Below are 15061 nucleotides of genomic sequence, written 5' to 3'. Positions count from 1 at the left end.
AAAGTTATTTAATAAACAATGAAATAATTAAACAAAATGAATTCTAACGACTTCATAAAAAATATTTTAGGAGATATCCGTGTTGAATTAACAGAGGAATTTGACCGAAATTTTGAACGTAAGTCGTTCTTTGGCCAAACTTGGAAAACTCCTGGATTACAAAACAGACGCGGATCAGTTCTTATGCGTTCCGGGGCTTTGCGTAGGTCAATAAAGTCACGGGAGCAAAACAATCAAGTATCATGGTCAAGCTCTTTGCCTTATGCAAGCATTCATAACAATGGCGGTGAAATAGTTGTAACTGATAAAATGAAGCGGTTTTTCTGGGCTATGTATTACAAGAGCTCCGGCGCAATTTCAAAGAATAAAGATGGAAGCAACTCTAAGAGCCAAAGGAACCAAAGATTATCCGCTGAGGCACAACAATGGAAAAACCTTGCTTTGATGAAAACAGGGCAAACAATGAAAATTGAACAAAGGCAATTCATTGGTGATCACCCTAAAGTAAGAGAAAAAATAACCAGCGTTGTTGATGCTAATTTTCAGGAGTTAAAAAAAGAAATGATTAATCAAATGCGTAAAAAATGAGTAAAGCAATTTTAGAAAGCATAGAAAACCGATTATCGGAAATAAGTGAGTTGAAATATGTAGATGAGGATTGGGGACAATTGGATAATTATAGTCCAAATCCGCCAACAAAGTTTCCGTTTGGATTAATTGACTTAACCAACATATCTTATAGCAATATTGGGATTGACCGAACATTAACACCAGCTAATCGACAAAATGCAACTGGCACCATAACGGTAACAATTGGTAACATAAAGATAACCAATAGCAGCGCAAGGGCTCCGCAAGGTCAAAAAAATAATGCTTGGGCAATTTGGGATCTAATAGAATTGGTTCACGCTAAATTACATGGATGGCATCCGACTAATTTAGCCGGAGCATTAATAAGAACAGGACAGCAAAGAGTTATAAGGGATGATGGTATCCAGGAATACAGGATAACCTATTCAATTGGTTTAACTAATGTTTAAACGTAATTGTTGATTTTCAAGTTGTTCAATTTTTTGAAGCTCGGAAGTTACGGGCGTACAAAGAACCTCGTATAAAGTGGTACGGGAAATTGGGTAAACAGGGAAGATGTATTTTCTCCAAACAACAGTTGTAGGGATATCCTCGGTTTTGTGTTTGTTGTACAATTCCTTAATAAGCTTGTAGCGTAACAGCTTATTCTTTTGAATTCCTAAACTACGATTGGTATTTGCCTTGGACATAAAGCAAAAATAGATAAATTCTTTCAATTAAAAAACCCCTCTTTTTGAGGGGTTTATATATTTATCTTTCTGAAAATTGGATGTCTAAAATTGACCAGCTGCTCACCTCTGAAGCATCGCCACCAACATATTTAACTTTAACAGTTACATCGTTAGCAATTGAACCTCCAAAGTTATTTGTTGCATTAACTGTTTCCTTGTATTGATAAACTCCTCCTCCTAAATCAGCAATCACTTCATTCTGATGAAAGTTGGCTGAATTTATGTTTTTTAGGTTATGAATAATTGCTGCTCTTGCAGCTTCCTTAGCATTAGACTCGTTTGGTTCAGAATTTCCACATCCTATAAAAACTAAAATGCTTAAAAATAAAATTACCTTTTTCATAATTTGTTTAATTTTAATGATTTTCAAATCTAATATTTTTTTTACAAATTCAACACTAAAACTAAAAATACTACCGCAGCCAATGATATAATACACCCGGCCAAAAAACCGTCCCAGTAAGCAGTTTTTATTCTCTGTTTAATAATGATTTCTTGTATTTGGTTCATGATGTTGCAATTTAACGAGTTTTACAATTAGTTATTTACGGTTTTCCGTAAGCAACTCCTGTATGATTTCTTTATAAATCCTATTAGGATGATAGTCTTTCAGCCAAACCTCGACGCCTTTGTTTTTAGCTACGATAAACTGATTTTCAATTTCAAGCATTGTCGCACGTTTGCTGTACACTTTTTTCTGAATGAAGTTCAGAGCTTTAAAAGCTTTGGTATTTTCTATTTGTCGTCTCATGTGAATTCGTAGTATTCGTTTTTCTTGATTATTGTTGCGTTGAATGGAAACTTGTCTTTATCAACTTTCTTTATTTGCTGGATTAATACGGTAGCTCCTGTAAAGATTACACGTTTAACGCCTTCCGTTTCTATTTGTAGTGTTAGGTACTCTGTATTTGGCTTTTTCTTTGACGGTCCTATTCTAAAATCAAGGACTTTAATAGGTAGGTTCAATACATGATCTAACGAAATGCTTTTGCCTATTAAGTAGGTTACTTCAGCTGGTATTCCGAAATCTTTGAAATTGTGGCTCATCGGGTACTATTTTTTTAATTAAATGTTTTGAGTTGCAATGTTTCGCCCATCCCCAATATGCAGCAATGGTTTCTTTTTTTCTGCGTTTTTTAACGGCACGGACAAAATTCTTTTTGATTGATTTTCGCATAAGTGTATGCGTGTGATAATGAACGTATCCTACAAAATCGATTCCGCGAGCTTCAACCGGGAACACTTGAAAATTACCTTTTATACTCAGGTTTAAATTATCCTTTAAATACCGTTCAATACTGTTTAAAAGGGCGTGTAGTTCCTCTTTGCTTACCGAAAGGATAACGATATCATCCGCGTATCTGAAGTAGTTTTTTACCCTCATGGTTTCCTTAATCCAATGATCGAAACCGGTTAAATAAAAGTTGGCGAAATACTGGCTTAAATAGTTTCCTATTGGAAGACCTTCAGCGCTGTCGATAATCTCATCCAGTAACCAAAGTAAATCCCGGTCTTTGAATTTTCGTCGCAATTGACTTTTTAAAATCTCATGATCAACCGTTGGATAAAACTTGGTAATGTCGAGCTTCAAACAGTACGTTGTGTTCGGGAAATCCTTTAGGGCTTTTTTCAGCTTTTCTGATGCTTTATGGATTCCTCTTCCTTTTATTGAGCTGTAGGTATCACCTGTAAATAAACGTGTGAAAATCGGCTCTAAAACGTTCAGTATTGCGTGGTGGGTAATCCGATCAGGAAAGTATGGTAATTTATAAACAATTCGCTCCTTTGGTTCGTAAACCGTCATAGTGGAATACGCAGATGTTTTGTAGTCTTTGTTCAATAGCATTTGGTGTAAATGCTCGATATTTCTATCCTGGTTCTTTTGGTGAATTTTAACCCCCGATTGATGCCCTTTGCCTTTTCGGGCGCGGGCATCTGCTAACTGGAGGTTTTCAATAGAAATTATCTGAGAATAAAGGTTATTTTTTCGCTTCATAGCCTTTGTAGTGTTAGGTCGGTTTCTTGACAAGAATTGAATACTAACGACCTTTTAACGTTGTGATTTTTTGCCAAGGGGCACGGTTTGTATCGGATTTAAGATTATTACATGGTGGGAGCTGCAGTTCGTATTCGAGTTCCAGTTATCGACGTTGTTCAACGACCAGCCGGCAGACGAGAACCAAACCACAGCATCCAATACACAACCTTTAATTTTTGTTACAAGTTTTTGAAATACTCCGGAAACTGCTCCCAAGCGTAATTCGCGATTTCCCTCGTTCTAAAAACTCGGCGGGAGCCGCAGAGCGTATACGAGCGCCAGTCACCGACGCCGTGCAACGACCAGCCGGCCTGTTCATCGTAGTAATATACATGCTCGAATTTATCCTGGTCATAATCGGTATAGTCCGGTTCCCAAGTTTTGTCAAGTCCTTCGCTGTTTAATGCTCTGATCAAGACTGATCGTTCAAATTCGTGAAGGGTTGGCACTTTGTCAATTTCCGGCAGCATTGAAACATCCGGTCTTACATTCGGGTCGATTCCTTGAGCAATGAATGCTTCCTGTATTGTAGTGATATTTGATTTCATTTCGATTATTTGATTAGGTTAATGTAAATGTGACTGAATTTATTCCAAGCGTCCTGCGCGTGTTTCGATTCTACGAAATAAAGGCGGGAGCCGCAGATCGCATTCGAGCGCCAGATATCGACGAAGCTCAACGACCAGCCGGCAGACGATTTGTAGTAACAGTGACAATACTTTGGCTGATTATCATTGTCCCAGTCAAGTTTCTTGTTGCAACTTTCGTTGTAAGCTCTTGAAATTAGCAAAGCCATTTTAAGAGCATTTGCGGCGATATCATCCTGATCGTCGCTGTTGCATACATAATCTTCCGGATTCTTACCGGTAAGGGCGCAAACGTCCTCAAAGCTTTGGATTTGCTCCATGATGTCTTTAGGGATTGGAGCAAATGAAATGTCTCCAGTTTCTTGATTGAAGGAATCAATTTTGAATCCTTCTGGAATGTTGATTTTTAAAGTTTTACTCATTTTATAACTGTTGTTTAATTAATATTCGTCGTTGTATCTCTTTTGATTTATCCATGTAACTAAGTGCGCCTTTGCTTGACCGGTTTTGTTCAGATGATCCTGATACGGCTTGTGATTCAGGAAACATTTAATCTTATCGGCTTCACTTAATTTGTTCCAGGCTTTTTCTGCCAGTTCCTTTTTAACCTTCAGGTTCCATATCTTCCAAAATGCCTCAAAGGATAAATCAGCAGGGGAAGTCTGAACCTCGAATTTTTGCCGGTAGTTTGGGTTTCCCATCCAAATAGTTTTCATCATGTGCTCCGTAGCAGGAAACCGGTTGTAAAGCCATGCGATTTGCACCTCGTTTAATTCTCCGGTTACGATTTCAAAAAGCCTTAAATTACCGTTCAAATCATATTTAAACAGGAACTCCAAACCCAAATCTTTACCTTTTGCCCGATATGTCGTTAACTGATTTGTCATGATAATTTCTGATCTAATTCGTTACTCAATTTGCATAGTATTGCATGGTTGTACTGATCATAAATAAGCGGGATGGTTTCCCTGATTATCTTTAGCAATCCGTAAGCTTCGTAATACTTTAAAGTCACTTTCTTTTTTTTGGAATCGAATAGATCATGACTCTTTACAAGTTTCTTTTTGATGGTTTGAAACTTATCCCAAACTTCAAAGGCTATCGATCTGATCAGTTTATCCTCTGGCTTTGTAGTTGGCGTTAAATGCTCCAATAAATCAAGCAGCTTGCAAATAGCCATTATTTGATCGTTACTGAGTTTTATTTCTATTTTCATCTAGCCATCTTTTATACCATCGTACTGCGGCAGCACGATTGTCTGTGTAACATTTGAATCCGTCTTCAGTTGTCCAGGTTCCGTATTGCCCCGGTGGGGGTTGTGTCTTAAATTTGTACTTTGCTTTCATCGGCAATCTGTTTTAGGTCCTGATAACACTTTACCGCAGTCCATACATTCTGTTGTAGTTGTTTCACAAGTTGCCGTTACTTTTTTTACACTGGTAAAGGTGTTGTGATGTTGGCATTCACCATCTTCAAGAAAATCGGACGATAAGAATTTCAAAAGAAGGCCAACAAAGCCACCAAAGGCAATACAGATAATTAATACTATTACAAACTTTTCCATTTACTTATACTTTGATTTTACAATTCCTTTTAATGCTTTGATAATTCGTTCGAGCTCCTCCGGTTCCATCTGTTGGAGTGGCTTTGTAATTGGTGATTTTGGCGATTGCAAAAACTTACTTAACCTTTCCATATCAGCGACCTCTCCATATCTGTCATGAGGCTTTACCCATTGTGCCTGACGCATCAAACTGATAATAACCATGTGCTTTTTGTTGGTTTTGTCAAACACGGCCCAATTATCGGGAGTGTGGGGTGAACCGCCCTGTTGAATCAAAATCTTATTAGCTTGGTCAAAGGTTAAATCATTGAGACTCGTTTTGGAATTATCTCCGGTGGCCCATTGAACCCACTCACATTTTATATCCTCATTGTAAGCACAATTGCGGCGAATGTGAAACTTTTGGTCTTTAGTTGCTATCATAATATTTCCATAATTGTAGCAAACTGAAAATAATATTCTCTTGCTGATTTTGACGCTGATTTTTGTGCCTTTTCGATGGCTTTATCTTCTGTTTTTGCTTGTACTACCCAAAGTTCATTGTGTATATATTTACCCTTATTTCCGGTGTAAATCAATGATACCACGTATTTTTTCATTTTGCTGTTGTTTTAAAATTTTGTTCCCGGATCAGGATTCGAACCTGAACGTTTAATAATGTCGCCAATATTGCTACCGTAGCCCCTTATTAAACTGGTTAGCGTCTTCCATTTCCGCCACCCGGGATGACCAACTAACTAACCTACTTTATGCTGAAAGAGAACTCTACGCGCTTCGGTATTTCATTCTCTTTTGCAACTAATTTGTAACCCCTTGCATACATGCTGGTTCTGATGTCAATCAAAGCACTGTCTATGATGTCCATGCCTTCGTTAAATAAGTCGCTGTTAGCACGTTCTCTCATGGTGTTTAACTCACGTATCTTCTTGGGGTTATAATTGCCCTGAACGTCTGTTTTCAAGGCAATGTTTAAAAAGTCCATGAGTAATTTTTCGTTTTCAGTTTCTCCGGCTAAGGATGACATATACTGCTTGATTTTTTGAATCCCGGCACTCTCGGTTCCGTCGAATGTTGGCTTAACATTCCATCCAATTTTGATAGATGCGGAGCCGTCCTTTTTTGTCATGGTATGGGAATCCTGCTCTGTCTTTTCAATTCCAAAAGTTTCGCCTCTTGCTTCGATAATGGTTTCGGCCTCGGTAAATAGTTTAATAATTGCCTCCTCAACACTGCCTTGAGCGTTAACAAAAAAGTCTACATTGTTATCCACTACCTCCTCGGTTAGTGTCTGCAAAGTCTCCTTGTTTTTTCTAGCTAACTCTTTTTCTTTGCGTTCGTCTTCTTTAAGTTTTCTGAGCATTTCTTTTCGCTGCTCATTGCTTAACTTGGTTAAATCGATTTCTTCCTGATTCATTTCTCCTAAAATTTGTGGTTCTTTTACTTCGATGTCATTTGTATTCATTCTTAATCCTTAATTAAATCCGCTATTTCTTCAATGCTTTTGGCTTGATCCGTCATTATCACTGCCTTCTTAAATAATTTGAATAATTCAGGTGATTTTCGAAAAACTTCCATTAGCGCTACTGTGATAGCTGCTCCAGTTCCATCTATTTCTACTTTAACCTGACATTCTAACTTGTTAGGCGTTTCAGTTGGTTTTTGAACGATGTCTAATAAAATTTTTGCATTCATGCTTTCTGTTTTTAAAGGTTAATGACTGGTGCTGTCCAATCGATATCGGTTATTTTATTTAATGTGAATTGTATTCTTTCTTCGATTTGCTCCGGAACTTTGTAATCTCTTACCTCGGATAGTGGTAAGGAATCAAACAAATAGTTCTTTCTGTCTAAAAGAGCAGCGCGCTCCTGGTTGATGCAAATTCGTTGACCGGTTGAAAAGGTTCTTTGTCCAAATGAGCAGTAAACCAACACCAAAAAAAGGTCGTCAAGTCTGTTGTTAATCTCCTCCAGGTGCATCGGCTTCCATGTTTATCAGTTGTTCTTTCAGTTTTCTCAAATCTTCAGACACTGTGGCTCTGTCCGGGTGAGCGTGGTTGTGTTCCAACCAGTACTCAAGCTCTCTAATTTTGTTCTCAATTTGTGTAGGGGTCATAGCTAATTCAGTAATTGGTTAAACTTGATTTTGATTCCTGATACCGGTATTGACTTTTGAACCGGATAACCTCTTATTTCTTCAATCAAAGGCTTTGGATATATGTCGAAAATCTTTTCTGTGCATTTTTTGTAGCACATTTTATAATCGACTTCCTTTAGTGTTTCAAATGGAGCTGTAAGCCATTCAAATTCCTTTTCCAGTTTTCGATATTCTGCCTGAAACCAGTTGAATAATCTTTGGTTGGTTAAACATTCCTGAAGCTGATCGTTATTGTGGGCGTATTTACCGCACCATTTTGTAAATGCTTCTAAAATTGCCCATTCGTAAAGCTCCGGTGTCATTCCTAATTTTGCTGCTGTTGTTTTCATGACTGATTTTGTTATTGTTTTAAATCCATCCAATATTTTGCGGCCTCCTCTTCCCAAATTGTCAGCGGTTCGCCGCCTCCAAATCGTGAACCGGGAAAAGCCTTAAAACCTTCAACCCGTATTTTAACATCGGCATCGTATCGAACGAACTTTGCAATGTTTCCGAGTGGTTCTTTACCTTCAGCGTGGCTGTTAATGATAAATAGCACGTCTGTAAACTCTTCTTTTAGCTCGATATACTGCCTTTTGGTAAGGCCGGTATATTGAAAACTGTCAATGAACACGAAACGAGGATGCTTCTTTCGTCTCAATCTAACCTTTAACTCTTCGATGGGTTCCCTGTTGAGAATCAAAAAGTTTTTCATTATGTTTTCGTCCTGATCCATTCCGGTATCAAGTACGTTTTTCTGCATCGATAGCCTTGCACCCTCCTCAAGTGTGTCGTAAATGACTTTTCCGTGTCGTGCCAGCTCTTTTGCCAATAGCATTAAAAACCTTGATTTTCCGTGGCCTGAATTCCCCCACACAATCCACACTCCATTATCTTCCGGGGTTCCTATTAGCTTCTTGAACTCGTGGCTTAGAGGAATGGTTTTGAACTTTTTACTTTTTAACTCCGCTACCGAAACAGCTCTTTTAATCTTCTTGGGTTGTTGCATATTGTTTTTGCTTTAAGGCGTGTATTTTTCGTTTTACTCGTCTCAAATCACACTCGCAATCATCCCAAACCTTTTTAATTTCTGCTTTGTCTTCGATTCCGTTTGCTAAACAGATTTGAGTAACGTCTGTGAAGCCTACACCGTTTAATTCAATGAACTTTCTTCCGATGCGTGAATAAATCTCCTTGTAACCTTTTTTGTTGATTTTAAGACCTCTTTTGATGCGTTTTTCCAAGTGGTCGGTAGCACAAAGAACAATACCGCAGTTGTCTTCCAGTTTGTTGTATAATGTGATGAAGAAATAAAGGACCTGATCTGTCAATTTATCTGCCTCATCTAAAACAATGACAGGATCCTCTCGCTTTAAAATTTGCATCACTGATTCGTGCATCATTTCGGCAACTGTCAAGCCTGAATAATCACGTCCCATGCTTTGAAGTAGCTCTTGTAAGAAATATTTTTTGTTCCAAAACTCTGAGCAGCTTAATTTGAATACGTTCTCATTGTTTTGGGAATAGATTTCAATGGTTTTGCTTTTACCACTTCCGGCATCGCCAACAACTGCGAAAACATTGCTATGCTGTTGTGCATCTGAAAACAGTCTGTTTAAGGTTTTGAAGTCTCTCGTTTCAACTGTTTGCCATTCTTTGGATGATGTAGGCTTTAACTGAGCTTCAATGTTTCTCCACATTTCGTCAGCAATTAAATCGGTCTTTCCGTTTAAGATTTGGCTGATGGTTCCGGCGCTAACTCCTTTCAATGAATTGGCCGCTTTGTTTTGAGAGCCTTTTTGGCTGCAAAATAATCTTAGGCTCTCGGTAATTTGTTGTTTTTGTTCTGTATTCATAATTTTGCTTCATATTAGCTCCGATACTGATTGGGGAATCATCGGAAGGTTAGTTACATATTGTCGTAGATGTCATATTCATCTGCGTCTCCAGCGAAAACCGCATTAGATTCTTTCTTTTGAATTTGTCCGATGTCGGTTTTTTGCTTTTTGCCTCTCGAGGTTTCAATACCTTTCAAAGCCGGACTGTTTAATCCGTAGTCCTCAGGTCTCATATTGTGAGCTGCAAGGATTTCATCCATTTTATCTCGTGCCTGGATGCGAACTCGCTTATTTTCATTTTCAACTTGCTTGATAAATGATGCTTCCCATTCCTCCTGTTCCTGACGGCCTCTGTGTATCTCGACTTTAATCTCTGCTGTGGTTACTCTTCTTAATCCAAGCGGTGTGTTTTCGTAAAGCTGAATCAAAGTCATATCGTCCGGATCATATTTCACAACAAACTTTTTATCTATGTTGTTACGTAACCATTCAATATCCGGCATTCTGTCTTCATTGTTAACCATATAATTGTAATCCTGACCTTTGTGAGTGAAACCAATTCCATAAGGTGTACAGGTAACCGGTAAATCTCTCTGAATCCAAAACATATCAATCATATCCCAAATGTTCACTTCTGCTGTTGCCGGGTTTACAGAGTTTAGGTACATTTCTATACGTGGCTTTCCGGTTTTAGAGTGCAGACCTTCATTCCATTGCTGACGTCTCATTTTATAAACTTCTTTTACCTGTTCAAGCATTGGAAGACTGGATTTATTAGCCAAGATGAATTCCATGTTTGCTTTGCTTTCAGTTTTTTTCGTTTGAATGTTCATCCCGGTAAAAAACCAATCTTGTTTTAAATATTCCTGTTGGAAGCGTCCGAAAGCATTCTCAATCGTTTTGGATTTACCATTGTAAGGAGCTGTTCGGGTTGTTAGCCTTGCCAGTTTGCCTAAAAAGCTTTGCGCTTCCAGTTTTTTAGTACCTCCTTGGTTATCAAATTTGATTTCGTAAGGTTTGTGGCCGGCAATTTGTAAAGCCATTTTATACGCTTGATATTGTGCTTCAAAATCCTCTGTATTGCTAATGTGATAGCCTAAGAAAACCTCACTGTAAGTATCAAAAACTTCATATACCTGGCATGTCTGCATTTTTCCGTTTTCATCCTGGTAGTAGTAGTTCAGTTTCGTACCGTCGGAATACCAAAGCGAATCGCGAAGGCTAGGAAGTTTTGTCGATTGCTGGTAGCTATACTTTTCTTTCGATTTCAGCTCTCCGTAACGGAATCCGTACCAAAGTGGCTCGATTTTAGGATCAGTTAAGTAGTTAATCAACGATTGCTCTGATTTTAAAGGTTTCCAGTCGTTGTCTTCTGCCATTTGGTTGTATTCTTTTAGCAGTTGAGCATAACCGGTACACTTTTTAACTCTGTCAGACCATCTAGCTAATACCCAATGTTTGGCATTGTCGTTGATTTTCTCGGCGTTTTTATGGCCAAATCCACTATGTACCAAAGTCTGATAACCTTCACTTAGATATTTGTTATAACGATCACGCAAACGTTTTTCGGAATTAGGCAATGAGTGTGGGTAAGTATGCTTTGGCAATTCCTTAACCACTTCCACAATTTTAGGCCACGGCTTAACCTTTGATCCTAACGCTTTTCTTTTACCCATAGTAGAGGAAAGGATGTACTGAATAGCATTCAATATCTTAGCGTTAGCGATGTACTCGCGAATGTTCTTTTCCGGAAGTGGATCACCGCTGTCTAATGTATAGTCGTTGAAAAACTTTTCTGCGGCAGCATCCTCCCGGATATAGTCTGTAAAAATGATGTTACCGGCCTTAGCTGGATCGCCTAAAACGTTTCGGATGATTTCCTGATGCGTTGGTTCCAAGCTATCAAAAGCTACAAATGCCTCGTTGCCTTTTCCGCGACCTTCTTTGGTACGTTTCAGCTTTCCACGCTGGCAATAAGACATATAAGTTCTGTATGCCATCAATGATAAATCTTCATAAAGAAGCTTTGCCGGAATTGAAAGGGTGTTATTGTGGTATTGATACATGTTTAAACAGAGTTTAAAGACTTTTACAATTCATTTATCTTTTTGTTTACAGCTTTTTTTGCCTCTCTGTCGAGTTTATGATACTCCTCTTTAATAATTAAAGGATATGTACCTGTTCGCTCCCCTCTTATGGATTTTAAAATATAATCTCTTTTAAAGCCATACTTCTGAATCAAGCCCTTGATGATATCATCATTGTATATTGCTTTTTTTTGTTTAGGTTTGCTCATTGTTTAATTTGTATTTTGATTAATACAAATATATACAGAAATCTGTATTTACAATAAATATTTTACAGAAAATTGTAATATTTTTAAAATGAATGATATAACTATAAGATTTTTAGAGGTTTATGAATATTTGAAAACTGCAAAAATTATCCATACGCCTAAAGGATTTGCAAATGAAATAGGAGTAAGCACTTCTTTAATTACAGAAATCTGTAAAAAAAGAACAAATGCGGGTTTAACACCTATACAGAATTTAATTTCTCGCTTTGAATTTATAAATCCAGAATGGCTATTGACAGGAACTGGGGAAATGATAAAATCAGATTCAAAAATTGAAGATGAAATACTGAAAAATGAACCAGAAAAATCATTTATACAAGAATCTAAAACAATAATTCCTTTAATACCTATAGAAGCAATGGCGGGTATAGGTAACGGGAGTGTTCAGATTTTGGAAAAGGATATCATTGATGGCTATGTTATACCTGAGTTTACCCAAAGAGGTGTCGAATATATTATAAGGGTTAGCGGTTCCAGTATGTATCCGAAATACAGTAGCGGGGATTTGTTAGGTTGTAGGACCGTTACCGATACTTCATTCTTTCAATGGGGAAAGATTTACGTTTTAGATACTGATCAGGGACCAATGGTAAAAAGATTATTCCCGATAGCTGATAATGTCGATTATTTGGAATGCAGATCGGATAATAAAGAATATCCTCCTTTCCCAATTAGTAAATCGTCTATATATAAGATAGCAATTGTGGTGGGTGTTTTAAGGCTTGAATAGACATAACTAACTGGTATTTAGCTTTTTATTTTTTACTTATTGTAAAAATAAAAGGGCATTATCCCTATACTTATTATCGTTTTTTTATGCCTTTTTATCGATTTTATGGCATTATATATATAAATATTATCTATTAAAATAGTCTTTTTGCATACCTAATTGCATACCTAACTGCATACCTTTTTTAAAATTTCAAAAAATAAAGCGTTACCGTTTAAAACAAAAAAATCCCTCGATTGGAGGGATTGAAAACCTGTTTAAATGGTTTTTAAAATGCGTTTAATCGCTTTATTTTAAGGCTTTAATTAACCTTTTTGGTATATTCGTACTGTCTAATGGAAGTAATGCTTTAAAACAAACCTTTAAAGCGTTTAAAAATGGAAGTAGAATGGTAGTTAATGGAAGTAAAATGGACGTTTTAATTTTTCGACCTTTTTATAATAAAACATTTGAAAGACCTTATTTTATTGATGTTTCGACCTTTTTTAGACCTTTTTTATTTAGTACAATTCATTTTATAGCCCTTACTTGAACAAGCCTATCTGTTTAAATATAAAAAAGATATTTTTTACATTTTTGAATTTAAAACTTTAAATCAGGGAATTGAACGAAATACTTACAATGTGATATTGTCAAAAGATAAAATGGAAATTTTGTTTAAACAATGGAATTCTTCTGGAAGAGGTTTAGAAAATGCTATTGGTATTTCAAACAAAAAAGTATTTATTTTAAACCAATTGAGAGATTCCATAAATTACTATGAATTAAATAATAAAAGTTTAATATATAAGCCGTCTAATTCAGTAAAGGTTAAGATAGATTCTTTGGGAAATGTATGTGTTCCTGATAGTTATAAGTTTTAACTAAGATGGTAATGTATCAGAGTTAATGATACGAGTATTTTAAAGAGCTAATAACCCGATAGCGCGGACATGTCAGCAGTTCGATAGCGCGGATTTGCAATCCGTGCCCACAAAGCATATCAAAAAAATCCTAACCATCAAAAGTTAGGATTCCTTCTTTATTCTGGGCCAGCAATCCGTGGCTCGGTTTGCAGTTCAGATGCTTTTGTAGTTGGCTACTTTGTAGGTTTTGCCGTCGGCTATGCCTTCTACGATTTTGGTTAATGATTCCTGGTTGTTTACCGTTTTGTCGAAAGAAACGGTGGCGGTTTTGGTGTCGAAATCCACTTTGGCTTCCTGTACGCCTTCGGTTTCGGCTAATTTTTTCTCGATGGTCGCGGCGCAGCCCATAGCGCAGGTCATGCCTTCGATTTCGAAAGTGGCCGTTTGCAAATCAGTAGCGGCAATTTCTTTTTTAGGTGCCGGAGCTTCTGTAGCAGCAGTTTCTGTGGTTTTTTCTTCTTTTTTGCAGCTTGAAAACGTGATTCCGGCTACTGCTAAAACCAATAAGGATTTTGAAAAAGTCATATTGTTTACAGTTTTGATTTAGAATAAAATAACTAATGCAGCACAAAATTACCTAAAAAAACAGCTGATTGTCATTTAAATAACAGAATTTTGACACTTCAAAACAAAAGTATGGAATCCAGACAACTGAAATGGCTTTTATTGGCAGTATTGGCTCTTATTTGGGGCAGTTCGTTTATTTTGATCAAACGCGGGCTGGTGGGACTTACGCCGCTACAGTTGGGATCGCTGCGGATGTTGTTCGCGTTTTGCTTTCTTATCATCGTCGGATTTAAAAGTCTGACCCAAATCTCGCTTGGAAAATGGAAATACATTGCCCTGACGGCGTTTACAGGTACTTTTGTACCGGCCTTTTTGTTTGCTATTGCCCAAAGTGAAATTGACAGTTCCATCAGTGCTATACTGAATTCCCTGACGCCGTTAAACGCTTTGATTTTAGGGGTGACTTTTTTCGGTCTGGCCTTTCAGCGCAGTCAGTTTATCGGGGTGATGATTGGTCTGGCGGGGAGTTTGATCCTGATTTTAAGCGGTGCCGTCCACAATCCCGATCAGAATTATTGGTATGCGCTTTTTGTGGTAGTGGCAACTTGCTGCTATGCGCTCAATGTCAATTTCATCAAAAAGTACCTTTCGGATGTCAATCCTTTGGCGATAACCACCGGTAATTTTGTGCTGCTGGCGGTTCCGGCATTGGTCATTTTGAGCTTTACGGGCTTTTTTGGTCAGCTGCAGGAAGTGAAAGTGCAGCATTCGGTGTTGTTTGTCGGTATACTGGGGATTATTGGTACCGGAATCGCAAACATGTTGTACTTTAAACTGATTCATATGACCTCGCCGGTTTTTGCAGCTTCTTCGGCCTATCTGTTTCCGGTGGTGGCGATTTTCTGGGGGCTTTTAGACGGCGAAGTACTGACCATGATTCAGGTACTGGGTGCCGTGATTATTTTATCCGGGGTTTATCTTTCGGCTAAAAAATAAAAACTCTTAAGTACCGCAGATTCGCAGATTACAAAGTGTTTTTCAAAATATAATCTGCGAATCTGCGGTTAAAACATTCCCATTT

General features: G+C 37.6%; 25 protein-coding genes. 5 read left to right on the top strand and 20 right to left on the bottom strand.

Features of this window, described 5'->3' with window-relative positions; translation table 11 throughout:
- Positions 1 to 36 precede the first annotated feature (36 nt).
- Together G498_RS0105825 and G498_RS0105820 are read left to right on the top strand one after the other, a co-directional pair.
- On the top strand, positions 37 to 588 hold the full coding sequence (locus G498_RS0105825) for a phage virion morphogenesis protein (protein WP_026980309.1): 552 nt from the start codon (positions 37 to 39) through the stop codon (positions 586 to 588).
- The gene (locus G498_RS0105820; protein WP_026980308.1) at positions 585 to 1040 is read left to right on the top strand and encodes a hypothetical protein; all 456 of its coding nucleotides are present in this window, start codon (positions 585 to 587) and stop codon (positions 1038 to 1040) included. Before G498_RS0105825 ends, G498_RS0105820 begins: the two co-directional genes overlap by 4 nt.
- 301 nt (positions 1041 to 1341) lie before the next feature.
- Here G498_RS0105820 and G498_RS0105810 read toward each other — a convergent pair whose 3' ends face one another.
- The 19 genes from G498_RS0105810 to G498_RS0105710 form a co-directional block, all read right to left on the bottom strand.
- The gene (locus tag G498_RS0105810) at positions 1342 to 1665 is read right to left on the bottom strand and encodes a hypothetical protein (RefSeq protein ID WP_131387679.1); all 324 of its coding nucleotides are present in this window, start codon (positions 1663 to 1665) and stop codon (positions 1342 to 1344) included.
- A 198-nt stretch (positions 1666 to 1863) separates the two neighbouring features.
- A complete protein-coding gene (locus G498_RS0105800) occupies positions 1864 to 2073 on the bottom strand; it encodes a hypothetical protein (RefSeq protein WP_026980305.1) in 210 nt (69 codons plus the stop codon).
- 258 nt (positions 2074 to 2331) lie between these two features.
- Positions 2332 to 3318, bottom strand: coding sequence for an RNA-directed DNA polymerase (locus tag G498_RS0105790; protein ID WP_026980303.1), 987 nt, complete (start codon positions 3316 to 3318; stop codon positions 2332 to 2334).
- A gap of 221 nt (positions 3319 to 3539) precedes the next feature.
- Positions 3540 to 3908, bottom strand: a complete 369-nt coding sequence (locus G498_RS0105785) for a hypothetical protein (RefSeq protein WP_026980302.1) — start codon at positions 3906 to 3908, stop codon at positions 3540 to 3542.
- Between the two features lie 5 nt (positions 3909 to 3913).
- Positions 3914 to 4369, bottom strand: coding sequence for a hypothetical protein (locus G498_RS0105780; RefSeq protein ID WP_026980301.1), 456 nt, complete (start codon positions 4367 to 4369; stop codon positions 3914 to 3916).
- A gap of 18 nt (positions 4370 to 4387) precedes the next feature.
- Entirely contained in the window at positions 4388 to 4834 is a 447-nt protein-coding gene (locus G498_RS0105775) for a hypothetical protein (RefSeq protein WP_026980300.1), read from the bottom strand.
- Positions 4831 to 5163, bottom strand: a complete 333-nt coding sequence (locus tag G498_RS0105770) for a hypothetical protein (protein ID WP_026980299.1) — start codon at positions 5161 to 5163, stop codon at positions 4831 to 4833. Before G498_RS0105770 ends, G498_RS0105775 begins: the two co-directional genes overlap by 4 nt.
- Positions 5164 to 5289: 126 nt before the next feature.
- Positions 5290 to 5511: a hypothetical protein gene (locus G498_RS0105760; RefSeq protein ID WP_026980298.1), complete on the bottom strand. Its 222-nt coding sequence runs from the start codon at positions 5509 to 5511 to the stop codon at positions 5290 to 5292.
- On the bottom strand, positions 5512 to 5934 hold the full coding sequence (locus G498_RS0105755) for a hypothetical protein (RefSeq protein WP_026980297.1): 423 nt from the start codon (positions 5932 to 5934) through the stop codon (positions 5512 to 5514).
- Positions 5931 to 6110: a hypothetical protein gene (locus tag G498_RS0105750; RefSeq protein WP_026980296.1), complete on the bottom strand. Its 180-nt coding sequence runs from the start codon at positions 6108 to 6110 to the stop codon at positions 5931 to 5933. Before G498_RS0105750 ends, G498_RS0105755 begins: the two co-directional genes overlap by 4 nt.
- Positions 6111 to 6253: 143 nt before the next feature.
- Positions 6254 to 6973, bottom strand: a complete 720-nt coding sequence (locus G498_RS0105745; protein WP_026980295.1) for a hypothetical protein — start codon at positions 6971 to 6973, stop codon at positions 6254 to 6256.
- A 2-nt stretch (positions 6974 to 6975) separates the two neighbouring features.
- Positions 6976 to 7203 carry a hypothetical protein gene (locus tag G498_RS0105740; protein ID WP_026980294.1) on the bottom strand — a complete coding sequence of 76 codons (228 nt, stop codon included), beginning with the start codon at positions 7201 to 7203 and terminating at the stop codon, positions 6976 to 6978.
- 11 nt (positions 7204 to 7214) lie between these two features.
- Positions 7215 to 7487 carry a hypothetical protein gene (locus G498_RS15725; protein WP_154656443.1) on the bottom strand — a complete coding sequence of 91 codons (273 nt, stop codon included), beginning with the start codon at positions 7485 to 7487 and terminating at the stop codon, positions 7215 to 7217.
- On the bottom strand, positions 7468 to 7623 hold the full coding sequence (locus G498_RS15720) for a hypothetical protein (protein WP_154656442.1): 156 nt from the start codon (positions 7621 to 7623) through the stop codon (positions 7468 to 7470). The genes G498_RS15725 and G498_RS15720 overlap by 20 nt, the downstream gene beginning before the upstream one ends.
- Positions 7624 to 7625: 2 nt before the next feature.
- Positions 7626 to 7994 carry a hypothetical protein gene (locus G498_RS0105730; RefSeq protein WP_131387680.1) on the bottom strand — a complete coding sequence of 123 codons (369 nt, stop codon included), beginning with the start codon at positions 7992 to 7994 and terminating at the stop codon, positions 7626 to 7628.
- A gap of 11 nt (positions 7995 to 8005) precedes the next feature.
- Positions 8006 to 8653 carry a DNA repair protein RadA family protein gene (locus G498_RS0105725; protein ID WP_026980292.1) on the bottom strand — a complete coding sequence of 216 codons (648 nt, stop codon included), beginning with the start codon at positions 8651 to 8653 and terminating at the stop codon, positions 8006 to 8008.
- Positions 8631 to 9500, bottom strand: a complete 870-nt coding sequence (locus tag G498_RS0105720) for an AAA family ATPase (RefSeq protein WP_026980291.1) — start codon at positions 9498 to 9500, stop codon at positions 8631 to 8633. Before G498_RS0105720 ends, G498_RS0105725 begins: the two co-directional genes overlap by 23 nt.
- A gap of 53 nt (positions 9501 to 9553) precedes the next feature.
- Positions 9554 to 11548 carry a DDE-type integrase/transposase/recombinase gene (locus tag G498_RS14700; protein ID WP_051269751.1) on the bottom strand — a complete coding sequence of 665 codons (1995 nt, stop codon included), beginning with the start codon at positions 11546 to 11548 and terminating at the stop codon, positions 9554 to 9556.
- A 23-nt stretch (positions 11549 to 11571) separates the two neighbouring features.
- Positions 11572 to 11778: a hypothetical protein gene (locus G498_RS0105710; protein ID WP_026980290.1), complete on the bottom strand. Its 207-nt coding sequence runs from the start codon at positions 11776 to 11778 to the stop codon at positions 11572 to 11574.
- Between the two features lie 88 nt (positions 11779 to 11866).
- On the opposite strand from G498_RS0105710, the gene G498_RS15360 reads away from it, so the two are divergent.
- Positions 11867 to 12568: a S24 family peptidase gene (locus G498_RS15360; RefSeq protein WP_051269750.1), complete on the top strand. Its 702-nt coding sequence runs from the start codon at positions 11867 to 11869 to the stop codon at positions 12566 to 12568.
- Positions 12569 to 13197: 629 nt separating this feature from the next.
- Positions 13198 to 13431: a hypothetical protein gene (locus tag G498_RS15715; RefSeq protein ID WP_131387681.1), complete on the top strand. Its 234-nt coding sequence runs from the start codon at positions 13198 to 13200 to the stop codon at positions 13429 to 13431.
- A 195-nt stretch (positions 13432 to 13626) separates the two neighbouring features.
- Here G498_RS15715 and G498_RS0105700 read toward each other — a convergent pair whose 3' ends face one another.
- Positions 13627 to 13998: a heavy-metal-associated domain-containing protein gene (locus G498_RS0105700; protein WP_026980289.1), complete on the bottom strand. Its 372-nt coding sequence runs from the start codon at positions 13996 to 13998 to the stop codon at positions 13627 to 13629.
- 111 nt (positions 13999 to 14109) lie between these two features.
- Here G498_RS0105700 and G498_RS0105695 point away from each other — a divergent pair, with 111 nt between their 5' ends.
- Positions 14110 to 14976, top strand: a complete 867-nt coding sequence (locus tag G498_RS0105695) for a DMT family transporter (protein ID WP_026980288.1) — start codon at positions 14110 to 14112, stop codon at positions 14974 to 14976.
- Positions 14977 to 15061: the final 85 nt, after the last annotated feature.

This window comes from Flavobacterium suncheonense GH29-5 = DSM 17707 (assembly GCF_000430025.1).
Classification (GTDB): Bacteria; Bacteroidota; Bacteroidia; order Flavobacteriales; family Flavobacteriaceae; genus Flavobacterium; species Flavobacterium suncheonense.
This window is presented reverse-complemented; position numbering and strand designations above follow the sequence as displayed.